The sequence below is a fragment of the Clavibacter nebraskensis NCPPB 2581 genome, from assembly GCF_000355695.1.
Classification (GTDB): domain Bacteria; phylum Actinomycetota; class Actinomycetes; order Actinomycetales; family Microbacteriaceae; genus Clavibacter; species Clavibacter nebraskensis.
Map to the genome: position 1 here is coordinate 1,057,222 of NC_020891.1, position 17,349 is coordinate 1,074,570.

Consider the following 17,349-nt stretch of genomic DNA (forward strand, 5'->3'; position numbering starts at 1 on the left):
CTCGGGTCGGTACTCGTTGCACGGCAGATCTGCCGCGGGATGGGGGGGGTGGGGCGAGGCGTCCGGGAACCCCATCGGGACGGGGCACGTGGCCCCTCCTCGTGAGATGCTCAGCTTCGGGGATGCGCCCCTTGTAAGCTCGGTTCCGGATCTGCTCACCACCCTGTGAACGAACTCGACCTCGAATATCGTCGCATAGAGCCAACGATCAATCAATAGCTTTGTATGGGAACGTGCTGTGATCGGAACCGGTGATGCCCTCGATCCGCGCGGATCCGCCGACGGGTCCGGCCGATCGCGCGCGGTGGTCCTGCTCGCGATCCTGGTCGGGCTCGAGGCGTTGGGCATGGCGGGCGTCACGGCCCTCCTCGTCGTCGACCTGCTCACCTCGACGCCGGCGTCCCTGGCCAGCGCCGTCGCGCTGATCGCCCTGGCCGCGCTCGCCGCCGTGTTCCTGGCCGCCGTCGTGCGGGGGATCCTGCACGGCCGGAGCTGGGTGCGGCCGGCGGCCGTGACGTGGCAGGTGCTGCAGATCGCCGTCGGAGTCGGCAGCCTGCAGGGCGCGGACGCCCGGCAGGACCTCGGCTGGGGCCTCATCGTGCCGTCCGTCGTCGTCCTCGTGCTGCTGTTCACGCGGTCGGTGATCGCCGCCACCCGTCGTCGCGACTGAGCGGCGGCGTCCCGCGGCCGGGCGTCAGGCGTCGACGCCGAGCTTCTTGCGCAGCGAGGCCACGTGCCCCGTCGCCTTCACGTTGTAGAGCGGGAGGGCCACGAGGCCGTCACCGTCCACGACGACCGTGGAGCGGATCACCCCGGTGACCTTCTTGCCGTAGAGCGACTTCTCGCCGTACGCGGCGTAGGCGCGGTGCACCTCGAGGTTGGGGTCCGACAGGAGCGTGAAGCCGAGGCCCTGCTCCTCGCGGAACCGGGCGAGGTCCTCCTGCGGGTCCTTGGAGACGCCGAGCACGCGGTACCCGGCGCGCTGGAGGGAGTCCATGCTGTCGCGGAAGTCGCACGCCTGCGTCGTGCAGCCCGGGGTGCCCGCGGCGGGGTAGAAGTACACGATCACGTCCTGGCCGCGGAGGTCGGACAGGGTGACGGGCGTGCCGTCCTGGTCGGGGAGGGTGAAGTCGGGGGCGGGCTGCCCCTTCTCGAGGCGGGTGGTCTCGGACATGGGGGAGCCTCTCGTTCGGCGGGATCGGCCTCCATGGTAGAGCCGCCGCGACGGGTCGGCCGGCGGCGTCCACGACGCCGATTCGCGTCGGCGCGCGACCTGGTGCTAGTGTCATCTCTCGGTCCGGTACCCCGCTCGACAGGGTCCTCGCCTGCACCTCTAGCTCAATTGGCAGAGCAACTGACTCTTAATCAGTGGGTTCTCGGTTCAAGTCCGAGGGGGTGCACCACTTCCTCCAGCGTCACCGCGGATCGTCGATCCGTCCGCCTCGATGATCCTCGCGCCGCGGGTCCGGCTCCCGCCGGGCGGCATGCGACGAATTCGCGGATCACCGCGTGCGTCCGGTAGCCGCATCCCGGCCGGCCGGCTCGACGCGGGACGCGCACGCACCCCTCGGCGCCAGGCGGCCGGTGGGGGCCCCTTCACGACGCCCGACGCCCAGCGGGCGGGAGCGGGCGGCAGGGAGGCGTCCGACGTGCGGGGGAGCACCGGTTCATCCGCGTCCGGGGCGTCGAGCGCGCGACGCCGTACGGCTGCTCGATCTTCGAGGTCGAGGTCGAGGTCCGCTAGAGCGAAGGGTCGGGCTCGGGTCCGGGGCCCCGTCCGGCGCGGGGCGTCGCGCGGCCGGGCCGACGCCGACGCCCCGCTCGCCTCCGCCGGCCGCGTCGGAGGTCGGGGGAGAACCGTGAGAGAATACGGGTCGGACCATCACCGCGGACGCCCCTAGCCGAGCGCCGCGGCGGCCGGTGATCTCGGTGCACCGGCCACGCACCACGGCCACGCCCACGGCGTGCGGCGCGGCGCGGGACGCCGGCGCCCACGCGGCTGTGCATGCGCGTGCGCGACATCTCCGGCATACATCTCGAGGGATCGAAGGACAGCACTGCATGATTTTCGAAGTAGGGGAGACCGTCGTGTACCCCCACCACGGCGCCGCCACGATCACCGCGGTCAAGACCCGCACCATCAAGGGGGTCGACAAGAAGTACATCACCCTCCAGATCCACCAGAGCGAGCTGGTCATCGACGTGCCCGTCGACAACGCCGAGCTCGTCGGGCTGCGCGACGTCATCGACAGCTCCGGCGTGGAGGCCGTCTTCGACGTGCTCCGCGGCGACGTCGAGGAGGAGGCCGGCAACTGGTCGCGCCGCTTCAAGGCCAACACCGAGAAGATGGGCTCCGGCGACGTGCGCCGCGTCAGCGAGGTCGTCCGCGACCTGTGGCGCCGCGACCAGGACTCGGGCGTCTCGGCCGGGGAGAAGCGCATGCTGGCCAAGGCCCGCCAGATCCTCGTCTCGGAGCTCGCGCTCGCGCAGAAGTCCACCGACGAGGAGGCGTCCGTCGTCCTCGACGGCGTCCTCGCGCAGAGCATCTCCGCCTGACCCCACCCACGCGTCCTCCTGGACGCGTCATCGCCGACGGGCGGTCCCTCGACGCGGGGGACCGCCCGTCGGCGCATCCGGCGCCCCCCCCCGTCGACCGGGGGAGCGACCGGCGTAGGGTGCGATCATGCGCGATCACCCCGAACGACCCGACCACGACGGCCCCCTCGAGCAGAACCCCCTGCAGCCCGCGCGCCGCGGACTGCGGATCTGGATCTACGTGATCGCCGCGGTCGTGATCATCGCCGTGATCGCGTTCGCGCTCGTGCGCCTCGCGACCGCCGGGCAGAACACGTCCGGTCCGTCGTCCCTGGGCGCCGTGCTCCAGCTGGCCGGGGCGGCGCGCGCCCTGATCTGATCCGGTCCCGTCCGGGGTCGGGTGCGGCCGACGCTCCCTCCCCGCCCCCGGCGTCGTCCTCCGTGTCCCCGGTCCCCTCGACGGCGTGACGGCAGCCGCGCCGCTCGTGTAGCCATCTCCCGGGACGGGGGAGCCATGGGCGATAGACGGCGGCGGAGCGACGGCGGAGGGCGGGCCGCCGGGCGGCGCGTGCTGGTCCGGATCCTGCGGGACGGACGACAGGCGGTGCGCGTCCTCCTCGGGGTCGTCGCCGCCGGCATCGTGCTCGTCGCGGTGGTGGTGGGCGCGCGCGAGGCGGCCCTCGGACCGGACGCGGGTGGCGGTCACCTCAGCGCGGAGGTCCCGGACGGCGCGGTCGTGCGCGCGCTCGCCGCGACGGGGCTCGTGAGGGACGGCCGCATCGACGTGGCGGCCGCGCGCGCGATGGCCGCCGGCATCCGCGCGGACGGGCGCGAGCGCGACCCGCGCTACGACCGCGTCGCCTTCGGCCCGGCCTGGGCGGACGCGGACGGGAACGGCTGCGACCAGCGCGACGACGTGCTCGTCCGCGACCTCGTCCGCGTCGCCTTCGCGTCGTCCGACCCGGGCTGCACGGTGGTCGCCGGGCACCTCGACGACGCGTACACGGGGCGCGGCATCGACTTCGCGCGCGGGCCGCGCACGAGCGCGGCCGTGCAGATCGACCACCTCGTGCCGCTGTCCTGGGCGTGGCAGCACGGGGCGTGGTCGTGGACCGACGAGCGACGCGAGCGCCTCGCGACGGACCTCGACGAGCTGCAGGCGGTCGACGGCCCCACCAACCAGGAGAAGTCGGATCAGGGGCCGGCCATGTGGCTCCCACCGGACGCGGCCTACCGGTGCCTGTACGTCACGCGCTTCGCCTTCGTCGTGAACAGGTACGGCATGACGATCGACGACGCGGACCGGAGCGCCATCGACCGCGTCCTCCAGGCCTGCTCGTGAGGCGCAGCCCGGAGGACGACGTCGGCGCGCGCGCGTACGCTCGGCTCGGCTCGGCTCGGCTCGACGCGGCCGGGCGTCGGCGCGGGCGCGGGGTCCGGGTCGGACGACCCCGAGGGGATCCGCATGTGGAGCAAGCAGAGCGGCGACGCCACCGGCGCGATCAGCCCGGTGCCGGAGCACCCGCACGCCCACCCCGTCCGCGGCGCGTGGCTCGTCCGCGTGGGCGACGGGCCCGCCCTCGGCTGGGTGCTCCGCCATCGGGACGACCTCGCGGCGCCCTTCACCTACGAGGTCTACGCGTGCGGCCTGGGAGCCGACGGGCTGCGGGTGTGGGTCCAGCGGCGCGAGAGCCTCAACGCCGCGGTCGCGTGGGTCATGCAGCACGACGCCGAGCTGCTGGCGTTCGGGCGGCGGCTGCGGCCGGATCCCGCGCAGCCCGCCGCCCGGGCGGACGCGGACGCGGACGCCGCCGCCCCCGAGGCGGGGGACGGCGGCGTCGGGTCGGGCTGAGGGTGCCGGTCAGCGCTTCCGCTGGTCGGCGGCGTCGCGGCCGGTCACGGGGAAGGGGCCGGTGATGCCCTCGCGCACGCGGGCGATCTCGAGGATCCGGTCGCGCTGCAGGTACCAGCCCACGACCAGGAGCGGGATGATCACGACGAGCGAGGCGACGGTGAGCGTGCCGATCGGCCAGTCGATGGCCATGAGCACGAGCACGCTGACGAGGAACGCGAGCGTCAGCCACGAGGTCACGGGCGCGCCAGGCAGGCGGAAGGTGGGCTCCTTCGCCTTGCCCTGCTTCGCCCAGGCGCGCAGCCGCATCTGGCACAGGATGATCGTGCCCCAGCCCGCGACGATGCCGAGCGCCGCGACGTTCAGCACGATCTCGAAGGCCTGCGCGGGCACGAGGGCGTTGAGGCCGACGCCGAGCAACGTGATGGATCCGGTGAGCATGATGCCGCCGAAGGGCACGCCGCCCTTCGACATGACGGTCGTGAACTTCGGCGCCGACCCGTTCATGCCCATGGAGTGGAGCACGCGGCCCGTGCTGTAGAGGCCCGCGTTGAGGCTCGACATGGCGGCCGTGAGCACGACGAAGTTCATGACGGAGCCGGCGATCGCTCCGACCTCGGGCGACCCGAGGCTGGAGAAGAAGGTGACGAACGGGCTCTGGTCGGCGCTGTAGGCCGTGTAGGGGAGCAGGAGCGAGAGCAGGACGATGGAGCCGACGTAGAAGATCGCGATGCGGAAGACGACCGAGTTGATGGCCCGGGGGATGACCTTCTCCACGTCCTGGGTCTCGCCGCTCGCGGTGCCCACGAGCTCGATGGCCGCGTAGGCGAAGACGACGCCCTGGACGACCAGCACCACGGGGACGAGACCGGTGGGGAAGACTCCGCCGTTCTGCTGGAGGACGGTCCACCCGGTCTGCACCTCCTGGCCGCCGACCGTGACGGGGAAGCTCCAGGCGAGCCACACGATGCCGACGATGAGGAAGACGACGAGGGCCGCTACCTTCACGAGCGCGAACCAGAACTCCATCTCGCCGAAGACCTTCACGGCGACGAGGTTCAGCGCGAGCACGACGGCCAGGGCGATGAGGGCGAGCAGCCACTGCGGGGCCGCGGTGAACGCCGACCAGTAGTGCATGTAGAGGGCGACGGCGGTCACGTCGACGATGGCGGTGGTCGCCCAGTTGAGGAAGTACATCCAGCCGGCGGCGTAGGCGAACTTCTCGCCGAAGAACTCGCGGGCGTAGGAGATGAAGGATCCGGAGCTCGGCCGGTGCAGCACCAGCTCGCCGAGCGCGCGGAGGATGAAGAAGGCGAAGACGCCGCAGATCAGGAAGACGATGGCGAGGGCGGGGCCCGCGGAGGCGAGGCGTCCGCCGGCGCCGAGGAAGAGGCCGGTGCCGATCGCGCCGCCGATGGCGATCATCTGCAGCTGGCGGGGTTTCAGCCCGTGCTGGTAGCCCTCCTGCTCGTGGCTGAAGTCCTGTGCCACGAAATCGGGATCGGGCGTGACGGTGCTGCGGTCGCTCTCGCTTCGTGTCATCCGAATACGGTAGTGGTCCGGGGCATTCGCCCTGACACCCGCGTCGATCGACTTCCGCGGGGCAGATCACGTGTGATAGGCGCCGAGGAGGCCCGCATGGCCCGCATGCACCGCACCGCCCCGCGGATCCGCCCGTGGGCGCCCGTGCTCGTGGCCGCGGCGGGGGCGCTCGCGCTCGCCGGGTGCACCGTGGGGGCCGATGCGCCCGTCCCCGCCGCGACGACGCCCGCCTCGAGCGCGACCCCGGACGCGGGCGCCGCACCGGGCGGAAACGCGAGCCCCGAGCCGACCGTGACGCGCGCGCCGGGCCCGCCGACCGAGGACGAGCTCGCCACCTGCTCGACGCTCGCGCAGGTGCTGCCCGACTCCACCAAGCTGGTGCAGGCGCTCGGCGACGGGGAGCAGGTGGATCCGCCCCTCTTCGACCGCGTCAAGCAGGGCGACGCCGCCCTCGCCGGCATGGCGCCCGAGGGCATGAAGCCGCTCGTGGCGTCCTTCTCGACGATCGTCGACGAGCTGGACGCGCTGCGCTCGGGTGCGGACACGGACGGCGCCTCGCTCGACACCGGGCAGTACCTGCGCGCGACCAACGCGTTCCTCGACTACTGCCTCGACGACGTCGGCTACGTGCCGCAGACCGCGACGCCGACGCCCGCGCCCTGACCCGAGGCGCGACGCTGGGCGCGCGCACCGCGCCTCAGGTGCGGCGGGCGACCGCCTCGTCGGCCTCGATGTCCTCGCGCGCGTCCTCGCGGCGGTCGCGGCCGTCGCCGTCGTGCGTGACGAGCAGGTGCGGCGTGCGGTGGATCCGGTACGAGACGCGCAGGTGCCGGTGCAGGACGAGCCAGGCGATGGCGATGAGGGCGGCGACGATGCCGCTGGCCGCGCCCACCATGACGGCGGCGCGCGGGCCCCACGTGTTCGCGACCCAGCCCACGATGGGCGCGCCGAGCGGCGTGCCGCCCACGAAGATCGCCATGTAGACGGCCATCACGCGGCCGCGCATGCGCGGCTCGACCGTGAGCTGGACGGTGCTATTGGCGCTCGTCATGAGGGTCTGCGAGACGACGCCGACGATCACGAGGGCGCCGGCGAAGAGCAGGTAGGTGGGCGCGATGGCGGCGAGCCCGGTCGCGATGCCGAAGAGCGCGGCGCCCACGAACACCAGGCGGATGCGGGGGCGCTCGCGGCGGGCCGAGAGCAGGGCGCCGGCGACGGATCCCACGGCGAGGCTCGAGGAGAGCAGCCCGAACTCGGTCGCGCCCTTGCCGAACTCGACGCTCGCCATGGTGGAGGTGAAGATCGGGAAGTTGTAGCCGAAGGCGCCGACGAGGAAGACGATCACGAGGATCACCATGATGTCCGGCCGCCCGCCGATGTAGCGGAAGCCCTCCCGCAGCTGGCCGCGGGACCGGGCGACGCGCTCCGGGCGACGGAGCTCGCCGACGCGGAGGCGCGTGAGGGCGATGAGCACCGCGACGAAGCTCACGGCGTTGATGAGGAAGACCCAGCCGGTGCCGACGCCCGCGATGAGCACGCCGGCGACGGCCGGCCCGATCATGCGCGCCGCGCTGAAGGACGCGGAGTTGAGGGCGACGGCGTTGGAGAGGTCGTCGTCGGAGACGAGCTCCGAGACGAAGGACTGCCGGGCGGGGGCGTCGAGCGCGGAGGCGATGCCGAGCAGGAGCGCGAAGAGGTAGACGTGCCAGAGCTCGGCGCGTCCCGAGAGGACGACGAGCCCGAGGCCGAGGCCGAGGACGGCCATGGTGCCCTGCGTGATCATGAGCACGCGGCGCTTGTCGTACCGGTCGGCGATGAGGCCCGCGTAGGGGGAGAGCAGGAGCATGGGGCCGAACTGCAGGGCCATGACGATGCCGACCGCGGTCGCGTCGTAGCGGGTGAGCTCGGTGAGGACGATCCAGTCCTGGGCGGTGCGCTGCATCCACGTGCCGACGTTGGAGACGAGGGCGCCGGCGAACCAGATGCGGTAGTTCGGGGCGCGGAGGCTCCGGAAGACGGCGCTCACGACGCGGCCATGCGGCCGAGGAGGGCCGCGGCCTCGCCCAGGGTGGCGCGCTCGGCAGCGGTGAGCTCGCCGAGGCGGAGGGAGAGCCAGGCGTTCCGCTGCCGGCGGGTCTCCTGCACGACCGTCCGGCCGGCGTCCGTGATGGAGACGGTGACGCGGCGGCCGTCGTCGGGGGCGGGCGAGCGCTCCGCGTAGCCCGCCTCGACGAGGCAGTTGACCGTGCGGTTCATGCTCGGGGCGGTGACGCGCTCGATCTCGGCGAGGCGGCCGGGGCTCGTCGGCCCGTCGCGGAGGAGCAGGGCGAGCACGACGAACTGGCTGTCGCTCAGCTCGTGGTCGGCCTTCTCGGCCCGCAGGCGGCGCGCGAGGCGCATGACGCCGGCGCGCAGGCTCTGGCTGAGGTCGGGGGAGTCGGGCATGTCCTTAGGCTAGCTCATTAGTCCTGCTAACGATTGCGTCGGGGTGTGACGGGATCCTGCGAGCGCCTCGGCCGGACATGCACCGGGGCGCCGGCCGCCCGCCCGGGCAGGATGGGAGGACACCGCCGGCCGCGATGCACCCGCGACGACGCGGGCACGGGCCGCGCGACCAGAGGAGGCACGGACATGACCCACCACGACGGCACGGCCGACGCGCACGACGACGACGCGAAGCTCGGCGGCGACGGCACGATCCCCGCCGGATCCACGGGCGTCGCGGCCGACCACGACGGCGGGGACGACCACTTCGAGCCCGAGGAGGACACGCCGCATCCCGCCGACGAGGACGGCGCCGGCGCCTAGCCCGCTCCACCGGCATCCGCGGCCCGCGCGGGCGGGGCCGTCCGCACCCGGCGCGACGACCCGCCCGCGCGGCCACGCCCGGGGATCCGCGTAGCCTGGATCCCCGTGGACACCGCGACGAACCCCCTCGACGGCACGCGCATCGCCTACCGCACGTTCGGCGCCGGTCCTGCGGACAGCGATCCCCGCGACCCGGCCCACGCGCCCGTGGTCCTCGTGCACGGCACGGCCCTGTCGCAGGCGATCTGGCGCGGCTTCGGCTGGGTGCGCGCGCTGTCGCCGACGCGGCGGGTGATCACGTTGGACCTCCGCGGCCACGGGCGCAGCGGCACCCCGCACGAGCCCGCGGCCTACGCGATGGACCTCATGGTCGCCGACGTCGTGGCGGTGCTCGACGCGGTCGGCGCGTCCGCCGTGCACCACGTGGGCTACAGCCTCGGCGCGCGCGTCGGCTTCTCGCTCGCGTCGGCCCACCCCGACCGCCTGCTCTCCACGTCGAGCCTCGGCGGGTCTCCGCGCAGCGGCGTCGGCGTCTTCGACCGCGTGTTCTTCCCCGGCTGCATCGACGCGCTGGAGACCGGCGGCATGCCCGGGTTCCTCGAGGCGTGGGAGCGGCACAGCGGGCACCCGGTGGACGCCGCGACGCGCGGGGCCTTCCTCGCGGACGACGCGCGGGCGCTCGCCGCCTACATGCGCGAGTCGGAGCGGGACCAGGGCGTGCCCGACGAGGTCGTCGCCGGATCCGCGGTGCCGCTGCTGCTCGTCGCGGGCACGCGGGACCCCGAGCGGCTCCGCGCGGCGCACCACGTGAAGGCGCTGCGACCGGACGCGCCGCTCGTGGAGCTCGACGGGGCGACACACGCCGACACCCCGCGGCACCCGGAGGCGCTGCCGGCCGTCGCGCGCTTCCTCGACGCGCTCTGACGCGCCGGTCGCGGGGGCCGGTCGCGCGGGCCGGCCCGCGCGCGGGGAGCCGCGCGCCCGGACCCGGCCGCCGTCGCCTACGCCCCGCGCGCCGCCTCGGCGTGCGCCAGCGCGGCGTTGCCGTCCCGGTGCGCGCGGTCGAGGTCGTCCGGATGCGCGGCCGCCGCGGCCTCCAGGGCGTCCGCCGCCCGCACGAGCGCGAGGTGCGACAGGGCCTGCGGCACGTTGCCCGCCTGACGCTCCCCGACGGGGTCGTACTCCTCCGAGAGGAGCCCGACGTCGTTGGAGAGGGCGACGAGCCGCTCCATCAACGCGCGGCCGTCGGCCTCGCGGCCGGACCGGGCGTACTGCTCGACGAGCCAGAACGAGCAGGCCAGGAACGGGTACTCGCCCGCGGGCAGGCCGTCGACGCCCGCGCTCGTGTCGTAGCGCAGCAGGAAGCCCTCGTGCATGAGCGTCCGCTCCATCGCCGCGACCGTCGCGAGCATGTGCGGGTCGTCGTAGGCGCAGAACCCGGCCTGGGCGAGGATCAGGAGCGAGGCGTCCACCTCGGTCGTGCCGTAGTGCTGGCGGAAGGCGCCCGTCGCGGGATCCACCCCCTTGTCGAGGATCTCGTCGCGCACCCGGTCGCGCAGCGCCTTCCACTGCTCCACCGGCCCGTCGAGCCCGTGCCGCTCGACGCCCTGGACCGCGCAGTCGAGGGCCGCCCAGATCATCGCCCGCGAGTGCGTGAAGTGCTGCTCGGCGCCGCGGATCTCCCAGATGCCGCTGTCCTGCCGCTCCCAGTTCTCCTCGACGAAGCCGATGAGCGCGCGCTGCAGCGGCCAGGAGAACTCGGTCTCGCCGACGCCGGCGTCGCGAGCGGCCTGGAGCGCGAGCATCACCTCGCCGATGACGTCGGCCTGGTACTGCTCGAACGCGCCGTTGCCGACGCGCACCGGGCCGGACCCCTGGTAGCCGGGCAGGCTGTCGAGGTCGCGCTCGGGGAGGTACCGCTCGCCGCTGAGGCCATACATGATCTGCACGTCGCCCGGATCCCCGGCGATCGCCCGCAGCAGCCACGTGCGCCACTCGTCGGCCTCGTCGTCGAAGCCGTGCGCGAGGAGCACCTCGAGGGTGAGCGACGCGTCCCGGAGCCAGACGTAGCGGTAGTCCCAGTTGCGGGCTCCGCCGAACTGCTCGGGGAGGCTCGTGGTCGCCGCTGCGACGATGCCGCCGGTGTCCTCGTGCGTGAGCGCGCGGAGCACGAGCAGCGAACGGCGCACGGCGGCTTGGTGCGGGCCGGAGTGCTCGATGGAGCTGGCCCACGACTCCCACCACTCGGTCGTGCGCTCGAGGGCGGCGTCCACGTCGAACGCCGGCGGCTCGCTGCGGTGCGACGGGTACCAGGTCAGCGCGAGGTCGACGGTCTCGCCGGCCGCCACCTCGAACGCGACGCCGTGGTGGTGGTTCGTCGCGGTGAGCTCGGGGCCGCGCACGACGACGGCGTCGGGGCCGGCCACGGCGACGAGGCGCGGGTCGTCGCCGTCGAGCTTGCGGATCCACGGGAGCGCGGTCGCGTAGCCGAAGCGCAGGCGGAGGTCGCCCTGCATCCGCACGGTGCCGCTGATGCCGCGCACGCGCCGCACGACGTCGGCCCGGCGATCGCCCATGGACATGAAGTCGGTGACCTCGACCGCGCCCTCGGGCGTCTCCCACCTGGTCCAGAGCACGAAGGTGTTCCCGAGGTAGGTGCGCTGGGAGACGGTGGCCTCGGGAGAGGCCGGGGCGAGCTTCCACGCGCCGTGCTCCTCGGTGCCGAGCAGGGCCCCGAACATGGAGGCGGAGTCGAAGCGGGGGAGGCACAGCCAGTCGATGGAGCCGTCGCGGCCGACCAGCGCTCCCGTGTGGCAGTCCCCGATGAGTGCGTAGTCCTCGATGCGCATGGCCATGCGCCATGGTCCCACGGCGCCCTGACGTCTCCCTGCCGCCGCGCGTAGCCTGACGGCATGCCCGCGACCTCCACGCTCCTCATCCTCGGCGCCAGCGGCGACCTCTCCGCGCGCCTCCTCCTCCCCGGCCTCGGCGAGCTCCTCGCCCACCGCCCCGACCTCGACCTCCAGCTGGTGGGCGCGGGCACGGAGGAGTGGGACGACGACCGCTGGCGCGAGGTCGTCCGCACCTCATTCGCCTCGCTCGGCGCCGAGGGCCCCGCCGTCGACCGCGTGCTCGCCGGCACGACCTACCAGGCCGCCGACGTCACGGCCGAGGCCGACCTGGAGCGCCTCGTCGCCGCGTGCGACGCCGCGCCCGCCGTCTACTTCGCGCTGCCGCCCGCGGTCACGGAGAGGGCGTGCGAGGCGATGACGCGGATCACGCTGCCCGAGGGCACGTCGCTCTCGCTCGAGAAGCCCTTCGGCACCGACCTCGCGAGCGCCCAGGCGCTCAACCGGCTGCTCGCGACGCTCGTGCCCGAGGAGCGCACGCATCGCGTCGACCACTTCCTCGGCCGATCGACCGTGCGGAACCTCCTGGGGCTCCGCTTCGCCAACCGGCTGCTCGAGCCGGTGTGGAACGCCCAGCACATCGCGAGCGTCGAGATCGTCTACGACGAGCAGCTCGCGCTCGAGGGCCGCGCCCGCTACTACGACGGCGCGGGCGCCCTCGCCGACATGATCCAGAGCCACCTGCTGCAGGTGATGGCCGTCTTCGCGATGGAGGCGCCCGCCACCACCGACGCGCGGGACGTCCGCGATCAGAAGGCGCTCGTGCTCCGCGCGACGCGGCCATGGGGCGGTGACCCGGTGGCGTCGTCCCGTCGCGCGCGCTACTCGGCGGGCGACGTCGAGGGCCGCCAGCTCCCGGCCTACGCCGACGAGGCGGGCGTGGATCCCGCCCGCGGCACCGAGACGCTCGCGGAGATGACGGTCGAGATCGCGAACTGGCGCTGGGCGGGCGTGCCGTTCCGGCTCCGCTCGGGCAAGGCGATGAAGGACCACCGGCGCCAGATCGTCGTGACCTTCCAGCCCGCGCCGCACGTGCCCACCGGGCTCCGCGGCGCGGACGCGCCCGACCGGATCCGCATCCTCATCGCCCCCGACGAGCTGCACCTGGAGCTCAACGTGAACGGCCCGGCCGACCCGGACGTCATCGACCGCGCCGAGCTCGTGACGGCCTTCGACCCGGGCGACCTGCCGCCGTACGGCCAGGTCATCGACGGCATCATCTCGGATGACGAGGGCCTCTCGGTGCGCGGCGACACGGCGGAGGAGTGCTGGCGCATCGTCGAGCCGGTCATCGCCGCGTGGCGCGCTGGTGACGTGCCGCTCGAGGAGTACCCGGCCGGATCCGCGGGGCCGTGGGACGGCCCGCAGGTGGCGCCGAAGGGCTGAGCGCCCCGGCGCGCGGCGCCCGCCTAGGCGCTGCGCACGGCGCGGAGCACCGCAGGGACGCGGCGCGGGTCCCCGGCCAGCTCGGCGAGCGCGCCGTCGAGCGGATCCTCGTCGAACACCGCGAGCTCGCGCGCGACCGCGTCCTGCCGCGCGGCGGCGTCACGAGGGGACGCGTCGGGCTCCGACGACCCCGTCGCCCGGGCGTCCTCGAGCGGGAGGCCGGCCGCGGCGGGGGAGGCGCCGAGCGCGAGCGCCACGTCGCGCGCGATGTGCGCGGTCATGAGCTCGTCGAAGAAGCCGGCGGTGGTGTCGGGCGTGCGGCGGACGAGCGCCCACGCGCCCTCGGGGCCGAAGTGGTGCGCGAGCGCGGCCTGCACGATGAGGGCGAGCGGGCGGAGGTCCGGCTCGCGGTCGGCGTCGGGCGCGCCGCCGGCTGCCGCGTCGACGGGGGGATCCTCGGGCAGGGCCTTGTGCGCCGGCACGTGGGCGGGCCGCACGGGGCCGCCGTGCAGCCGTGCCGCGATCGCCGCCAGCTCGCCGGTGGCGGTCGAGACGACGGGCTGCGGGGGAGCGGTCGGCGCGGCGACGGATCCCCGTCCCGCCGGCCTCTGCTCGGATGCCGCGGGCGCGGCCTCGGTCGGGACGGACTTGCCTCTGCGCCACCGGAACATGATCCACGGCCTCCCCGATCGCACCGCCGCGATCGGGACCATCCTCGTGCGCGACACGCCCGGGCCGACCCGCGACACGCCGGGGATCCCGGGGCGGGGGCGCCGCGATGCGCCCCCGCCGGCCCCCGGTCCGCGGCCCGAGCGCGCCGGAGCGCCTGCGAGACTGGACGCCCGGGACAGCGCGGTCCGCCCGACCCGTCTGGAGGATCCGTGGACCTGCTCGCCGTGCCCGCCGTCGCCGTGACCGTCACGCTGCTCGCGGCCGTGGCCGCCGCCCTGCTCGTCACCGCGGTCGTCGCCCTCGTCGTCCGCGTCATCGCGCGCCGTCGCGAGTGGGCGGCCCGCCTCGTCCGCCGGGCCCGACGGCCGTTCCGCGTGCTGCTCGTGGTCGTGGCGGTGTGGGTCGCGCTCCGCGCCTCGGTCGTGCCGGGCGAGGTGCGCGACGGCCTCGACCACCTGCTGCACGTGCTGACGATCGTCGCGGCCGCGTGGCTCGTGTGCGCGCTCGCGATCTTCTTCGAGGACCTCGGGCTCAGCCGCTACCGGGTGGACGTGGCGGACAACCGGGTCGCCCGGCGCGTGCGCACGCAGGTGCTCATCATCCGGCGGCTCACGGTCGTGGCGATCGTGGTGGTCGCCATCGGCGCGATCCTGCTGACGTTCCCGGGCGCCCGGGCAGCGGGCGCGAGCGTCCTCGCCTCGGCCGGCCTCGTGTCCATCGTCGCGGGCCTCGCCGCGCAGTCCACGCTCGCCAACATGTTCGCCGGGATGCAGCTCGCCTTCAGCGACGCGATCCGGGTGGACGACGTGGTGATCGTCGAGACGGAGTGGGGGCGCGTGGAGGAGATCACGCTCACCTACGTGGTCGTCCACATCTGGGACGACCGGCGGATGGTCCTGCCGTCCACCTACTTCACGACCACGCCGTTCCAGAACTGGACCCGCACCAAGTCGGAGCTCCTCGGCGCGGTGGAGCTCGACCTCGACTGGCGCGCGACGCCCGCGAGCATGCGCGAGGAGCTCGACCGGGTGCTCGCGACGACCGACCTCTGGGACCGCCGCGTCTCCGTGCTCCAGGTGACGGACGCGGTCGGCGGCTTCGTGCGGATCCGCGTGCTCGTCTCCGCCGTCGACGCGCCCACCCTGTTCGACCTGCGCTGCCTCGTGCGCGAGCGGCTCGTCGCCTTCCTGCACGAGCACAGCCCGCAGTCGCTGCCGCGCACGCGCGTGCAGATGGTGGACGCGCACGAGCCCGACGACGCGCCGCCGGCCCGGCGGGGCGCGCCGGAGACCGAGCCGACGGGCCTGTTCTCGGGCACCGCGCAGGCGGACACGCGCGCGGGCCTGTTCACCGGGCCGATCTCCACGGTGCCCGCGGAGGAGCGCATCGACCTCGAGGTCGACGGCGACCGCTGGCGCACGCGGGACTGACCGCACGCACGACGGACGCGCACGCCGGGTGGGCGTGGGCGTCGCGGATGGGGACGGCTAGTTGCCGATCCGCCCGTCGCGCGAGTCCTCGATGACCGTGCCGACGGCGATCGCCACCGTGATGCCCCAGCTGAGCCACATGAGGCCGAGCTTCCAGTCGCGCGGACCCCGACGGGTCGTCTGGAGCGTGCTCCAGCCGCCGACGAGGGCGCTGAGGACGCTGCCGTTCAGGATGTACTTGCGCATGACACCTCCCAGTGTGCTTCCACGGTACCGGGATCCGACGGCCGCGACCGCCGCCCGGGCGCCGTCGCCGCCCGCCGTCCCCTTTCCGCAGGCGGCGCGGACTCCCGGCGCGCGATGAGTACAGTGATCGCGGATCAGACAGGAGGCGCCCGTGCGCACAGCCCTCATCGGGGTGGTGCTCCTCGTCGTCGGCGCCGTCGCCGTGGCCACCGGAGCCCTCCCGCTCGACGACCTCGGCGTCCTGTACGAGCGGGTCTGGCCGATCCTCCTCTTCGTGGTCGCCATCACCGTGGTCACCGAGCTCGCCAGCGAGGCGGGGCTCTTCACGTGGATCGCCGAGCGCGCCGCCGGCCTCGGACGCGGACGCACGTGGGCGCTCTGGCTCGCGACCGTCGTGCTCGCCTGCCTCTGCACGATCTTCCTGTCGCTCGACACGACCGCCGTGCTGCTCACGCCCGTGGTCGTCGTGCTCGCCCGGCACTGCGGGCTGCCGCCGCTCCCGTTCGCGCTGACCACCGTGTGGCTCGCGAACACGGCGTCGCTCCTGCTCCCCGTCTCCAACCTCACCAACCTGCTCGCCGAGCACGAGCTCGGCGGCCTGGGCCCGGCCGGGTTCGCGGCCCTCACGGTCGCGCCCGCGCTCGTCGCCATCGCGGTGCCCGTGCTCGCGATCCTCGTGATCCACCGCGAGGACCTCTTCACGCGCTACGAGGTCGGGCCGCCGACCGCGCCCACCGACCGCGTGCTGCTCGTGGGCAGCGCCGTCGTGGTGGGGCTCCTCGTGCCGGCGCTCGTCTCGGGCGTCGAGGTGTGGATCCCCGCGCTCGCCGCCGCCGTCGTCCTCGCGATCCTCACGGCGGTCCGCCGCCCGCGCGTCCTGCGGCTCGGGCTGCTGCCGTGGCAGCTCGTGGTGTTCGCGTCCGGCCTCTTCATCGTGATGGAGGCCGCGCAGTCGCTCGGGCTCACCGCGGTGATGGCCGCGGTCTCCGGGCAGGGGCAGGACGCCGCCGCGCTGTTCCGCCTCGCGGGCGTCGCGACGCTCAGCGCCAACGCCGTCGACAACCTGCCGGCGTACCTCGCGCTGGAGCCCGTCGCGGGATCCCCGGAGCGGCTCGTCGCGATCCTCGTGGGCGTCAACGCGGGCCCGCTCATCACGCCGTGGGCGTCGCTCGCGACGCTGCTCTGGCACGAGCGGCTCGTGAGCATGGGGGTCCACCTCAAGTGGTCGCGCTACATGCTGCTGGGGCTCGTCGTCGCGCCCCTCACGGTCGGTCTGGCGATGGCCGCCTTCGTGCTCACGCGCTGACCGGCCGCGCCCGCCTGGCAGACGACTGGCAGTCTGACCGATCGTGCAGGGACTGACCGATCGGTCGACATATGCTCTCGGCGTGACCCGCACCTCCCGAGCATCCGCGAGCGACGAGCTCCGCTCCATCGCCGCCGCCCGCTTCGCCCGGGACGGGTTCCAGGCGACCTCGCTCCAGCAGATCGCCGACGAGGCGGGCTACTCGAAGTCGAGCGTGCTCTACCACTTCGCCTCCAAGGAGGCGCTGCTCGACGCCCTCCTCGAACCGACGATCGACGCGCTCGCCGAGGTCATCGACCGGGCCGACTCCATCCGCGGCGACGAGGACGCCCGGCGCCAGTTCGTCGAGCGGTTCATCGACTTCCTCCTGCTGCACCGGCACGAGGTGGCGCTGTTCATCACGCAGGGCCGCTCGCTCGGGCACCTCGCCGTGATCGAGCGCGCCAACGACCTCGTGCGCGCGCTCGGCGAGACCGCCGGCGCGCTCGACAGCACCCTCGACCAGCTGCGCTTCGGCGTGGCGCTCGGCGGCGCGGCGTACATCCTCGCCGCGAGCGACGACTGGTCCACCAACGAACCGCTGCCCGACGACGAGATCAGGGCCGCTCTCGTCGTGGTCGTGGGGGAGCTCCTCGCCCCCCTCGGAACCCGCTCCGCCTGATC

The 17,349-nt window shown here is 74.0% G+C and carries 19 protein-coding genes and 1 tRNA gene; 13 read left to right on the top strand and 7 right to left on the bottom strand.

Annotated elements, in window-relative coordinates:
- Positions 1-238: 238 nt before the first annotated feature.
- Positions 239-670, top strand: a complete 432-nt coding sequence (locus tag CMN_RS05005; RefSeq protein WP_015489762.1) for a hypothetical protein — start codon at positions 239-241, stop codon at positions 668-670.
- Positions 671-694: 24 nt separating this feature from the next.
- On the opposite strand, the gene bcp is transcribed toward CMN_RS05005, so the two are convergent.
- Complete coding sequence (bcp, locus tag CMN_RS05010) at positions 695-1,174, bottom strand: thioredoxin-dependent thiol peroxidase (protein WP_015489763.1); 480 nt, start codon at positions 1,172-1,174, stop codon at positions 695-697.
- 153 nt (positions 1,175-1,327) lie between these two features.
- Here bcp and CMN_RS05015 point away from each other — a divergent pair.
- The 5 genes from CMN_RS05015 (at position 1,328) to CMN_RS05035 (ending at position 4,387) form a co-directional block, all read left to right on the top strand.
- A tRNA-Lys gene (locus tag CMN_RS05015) sits at positions 1,328-1,403 on the top strand.
- Between the two features lie 658 nt (positions 1,404-2,061).
- Positions 2,062-2,556 (top strand): CarD family transcriptional regulator, encoded by a 495-nt coding sequence (locus CMN_RS05020; protein WP_012298114.1) that lies wholly within the window; start codon positions 2,062-2,064, stop codon positions 2,554-2,556.
- A gap of 127 nt (positions 2,557-2,683) precedes the next feature.
- Positions 2,684-2,914 (top strand): hypothetical protein, encoded by a 231-nt coding sequence (locus CMN_RS05025; RefSeq protein WP_015489764.1) that lies wholly within the window; start codon positions 2,684-2,686, stop codon positions 2,912-2,914.
- Between the two features lie 135 nt (positions 2,915-3,049).
- Positions 3,050-3,877: an HNH endonuclease family protein gene (locus CMN_RS05030; protein ID WP_015489765.1), complete on the top strand. Its 828-nt coding sequence runs from the start codon at positions 3,050-3,052 to the stop codon at positions 3,875-3,877.
- 123 nt (positions 3,878-4,000) lie between these two features.
- A complete protein-coding gene (locus tag CMN_RS05035) occupies positions 4,001-4,387 on the top strand; it encodes a hypothetical protein (protein ID WP_015489766.1) in 387 nt (128 codons plus the stop codon).
- A 9-nt stretch (positions 4,388-4,396) separates the two neighbouring features.
- Here CMN_RS05035 and CMN_RS05040 read toward each other — a convergent pair whose 3' ends face one another.
- Complete coding sequence (locus CMN_RS05040; RefSeq protein WP_015489767.1) at positions 4,397-5,929, bottom strand: amino acid permease; 1,533 nt, start codon at positions 5,927-5,929, stop codon at positions 4,397-4,399.
- Between the two features lie 96 nt (positions 5,930-6,025).
- On the opposite strand from CMN_RS05040, the gene CMN_RS05045 reads away from it, so the two are divergent.
- Positions 6,026-6,592, top strand: a complete 567-nt coding sequence (locus CMN_RS05045) for a hypothetical protein (protein WP_015489768.1) — start codon at positions 6,026-6,028, stop codon at positions 6,590-6,592.
- Between the two features lie 34 nt (positions 6,593-6,626).
- Here CMN_RS05045 and CMN_RS05050 read toward each other — a convergent pair whose 3' ends face one another.
- Together CMN_RS05050 and CMN_RS05055 are read right to left on the bottom strand one after the other, a co-directional pair.
- A complete protein-coding gene (locus tag CMN_RS05050) occupies positions 6,627-7,955 on the bottom strand; it encodes an MFS transporter (protein WP_015489769.1) in 1,329 nt (442 codons plus the stop codon).
- Positions 7,952-8,374, bottom strand: coding sequence for a MarR family winged helix-turn-helix transcriptional regulator (locus tag CMN_RS05055; RefSeq protein WP_015489770.1), 423 nt, complete (start codon positions 8,372-8,374; stop codon positions 7,952-7,954). The genes CMN_RS05050 and CMN_RS05055 overlap by 4 nt, the downstream gene beginning before the upstream one ends.
- Before the next feature lie 186 nt (positions 8,375-8,560).
- Between CMN_RS05055 and CMN_RS15100 the strand changes: the two genes are divergently transcribed.
- Both CMN_RS15100 and CMN_RS05060 read left to right on the top strand, forming a co-directional pair.
- Positions 8,561-8,737 (top strand): hypothetical protein, encoded by a 177-nt coding sequence (locus CMN_RS15100; RefSeq protein WP_015489771.1) that lies wholly within the window; start codon positions 8,561-8,563, stop codon positions 8,735-8,737.
- Positions 8,738-8,842: 105 nt separating this feature from the next.
- Positions 8,843-9,661: an alpha/beta fold hydrolase gene (locus CMN_RS05060; protein ID WP_015489772.1), complete on the top strand. Its 819-nt coding sequence runs from the start codon at positions 8,843-8,845 to the stop codon at positions 9,659-9,661.
- A 77-nt stretch (positions 9,662-9,738) separates the two neighbouring features.
- Here the strand turns inward: CMN_RS05060 and CMN_RS05065 are convergent, their stop codons facing one another.
- Positions 9,739-11,592, bottom strand: coding sequence for a glycoside hydrolase family 15 protein (locus CMN_RS05065; protein WP_015489773.1), 1,854 nt, complete (start codon positions 11,590-11,592; stop codon positions 9,739-9,741).
- A gap of 57 nt (positions 11,593-11,649) precedes the next feature.
- On the opposite strand from CMN_RS05065, the gene CMN_RS05070 reads away from it, so the two are divergent.
- Positions 11,650-13,032, top strand: coding sequence for a glucose-6-phosphate dehydrogenase (locus CMN_RS05070; RefSeq protein ID WP_015489774.1), 1,383 nt, complete (start codon positions 11,650-11,652; stop codon positions 13,030-13,032).
- Between the two features lie 23 nt (positions 13,033-13,055).
- On the opposite strand, the gene CMN_RS05075 is transcribed toward CMN_RS05070, so the two are convergent.
- Positions 13,056-13,703, bottom strand: coding sequence for a hypothetical protein (locus tag CMN_RS05075; RefSeq protein ID WP_106389135.1), 648 nt, complete (start codon positions 13,701-13,703; stop codon positions 13,056-13,058).
- Between the two features lie 210 nt (positions 13,704-13,913).
- Between CMN_RS05075 and CMN_RS05080 the strand changes: the two genes are divergently transcribed.
- Entirely contained in the window at positions 13,914-15,134 is a 1,221-nt protein-coding gene (locus CMN_RS05080) for a mechanosensitive ion channel family protein (protein WP_015489776.1), read from the top strand.
- A gap of 57 nt (positions 15,135-15,191) precedes the next feature.
- On the opposite strand, the gene CMN_RS05085 is transcribed toward CMN_RS05080, so the two are convergent.
- The gene (locus CMN_RS05085; RefSeq protein WP_015489777.1) at positions 15,192-15,380 is read right to left on the bottom strand and encodes a hypothetical protein; all 189 of its coding nucleotides are present in this window, start codon (positions 15,378-15,380) and stop codon (positions 15,192-15,194) included.
- Between the two features lie 151 nt (positions 15,381-15,531).
- On the opposite strand from CMN_RS05085, the gene CMN_RS05090 reads away from it, so the two are divergent.
- Together CMN_RS05090 and CMN_RS05095 are read left to right on the top strand one after the other, a co-directional pair.
- Positions 15,532-16,686, top strand: coding sequence for an SLC13 family permease (locus tag CMN_RS05090; RefSeq protein WP_015489778.1), 1,155 nt, complete (start codon positions 15,532-15,534; stop codon positions 16,684-16,686).
- A gap of 82 nt (positions 16,687-16,768) precedes the next feature.
- The gene (locus tag CMN_RS05095; protein ID WP_015489779.1) at positions 16,769-17,347 is read left to right on the top strand and encodes a TetR/AcrR family transcriptional regulator; all 579 of its coding nucleotides are present in this window, start codon (positions 16,769-16,771) and stop codon (positions 17,345-17,347) included.
- The last annotated feature ends 2 nt before the right edge of the window (positions 17,348-17,349 follow it).

What these genes read in the sequence shown, in the direction of transcription:
- CMN_RS05020 (WP_012298114.1), top strand. Translation starts at nt 2,062, where the DNA reads ATGATTTTCGAAGTAGGGGAGACCGTCGTGTACCCCCACCACGGCGCC.
- bcp (WP_015489763.1), bottom strand. Translation starts at nt 1,174, where the DNA reads ATGTCCGAGACCACCCGCCTCGAGAAGGGGCAGCCCGCCCCCGACTTC.
- CMN_RS05040 (WP_015489767.1), bottom strand. Translation starts at nt 5,929, where the DNA reads ATGACACGAAGCGAGAGCGACCGCAGCACCGTCACGCCCGATCCCGAT.
- CMN_RS15100 (WP_015489771.1), top strand. Translation starts at nt 8,561, where the DNA reads ATGACCCACCACGACGGCACGGCCGACGCGCACGACGACGACGCGAAG.
- CMN_RS05025 (WP_015489764.1), top strand. Translation starts at nt 2,684, where the DNA reads ATGCGCGATCACCCCGAACGACCCGACCACGACGGCCCCCTCGAGCAG.
- CMN_RS05035 (WP_015489766.1), top strand. Translation starts at nt 4,001, where the DNA reads ATGTGGAGCAAGCAGAGCGGCGACGCCACCGGCGCGATCAGCCCGGTG.
- CMN_RS05045 (WP_015489768.1), top strand. Translation starts at nt 6,026, where the DNA reads ATGGCCCGCATGCACCGCACCGCCCCGCGGATCCGCCCGTGGGCGCCC.
- CMN_RS05065 (WP_015489773.1), bottom strand. Translation starts at nt 11,592, where the DNA reads ATGGCCATGCGCATCGAGGACTACGCACTCATCGGGGACTGCCACACG.
- CMN_RS05070 (WP_015489774.1), top strand. Translation starts at nt 11,650, where the DNA reads ATGCCCGCGACCTCCACGCTCCTCATCCTCGGCGCCAGCGGCGACCTC.
- CMN_RS05055 (WP_015489770.1), bottom strand. Translation starts at nt 8,374, where the DNA reads ATGCCCGACTCCCCCGACCTCAGCCAGAGCCTGCGCGCCGGCGTCATG.
- CMN_RS05085 (WP_015489777.1), bottom strand. Translation starts at nt 15,380, where the DNA reads ATGCGCAAGTACATCCTGAACGGCAGCGTCCTCAGCGCCCTCGTCGGC.
- CMN_RS05075 (WP_106389135.1), bottom strand. Translation starts at nt 13,703, where the DNA reads ATGTTCCGGTGGCGCAGAGGCAAGTCCGTCCCGACCGAGGCCGCGCCC.
- CMN_RS05030 (WP_015489765.1), top strand. Translation starts at nt 3,050, where the DNA reads ATGGGCGATAGACGGCGGCGGAGCGACGGCGGAGGGCGGGCCGCCGGG.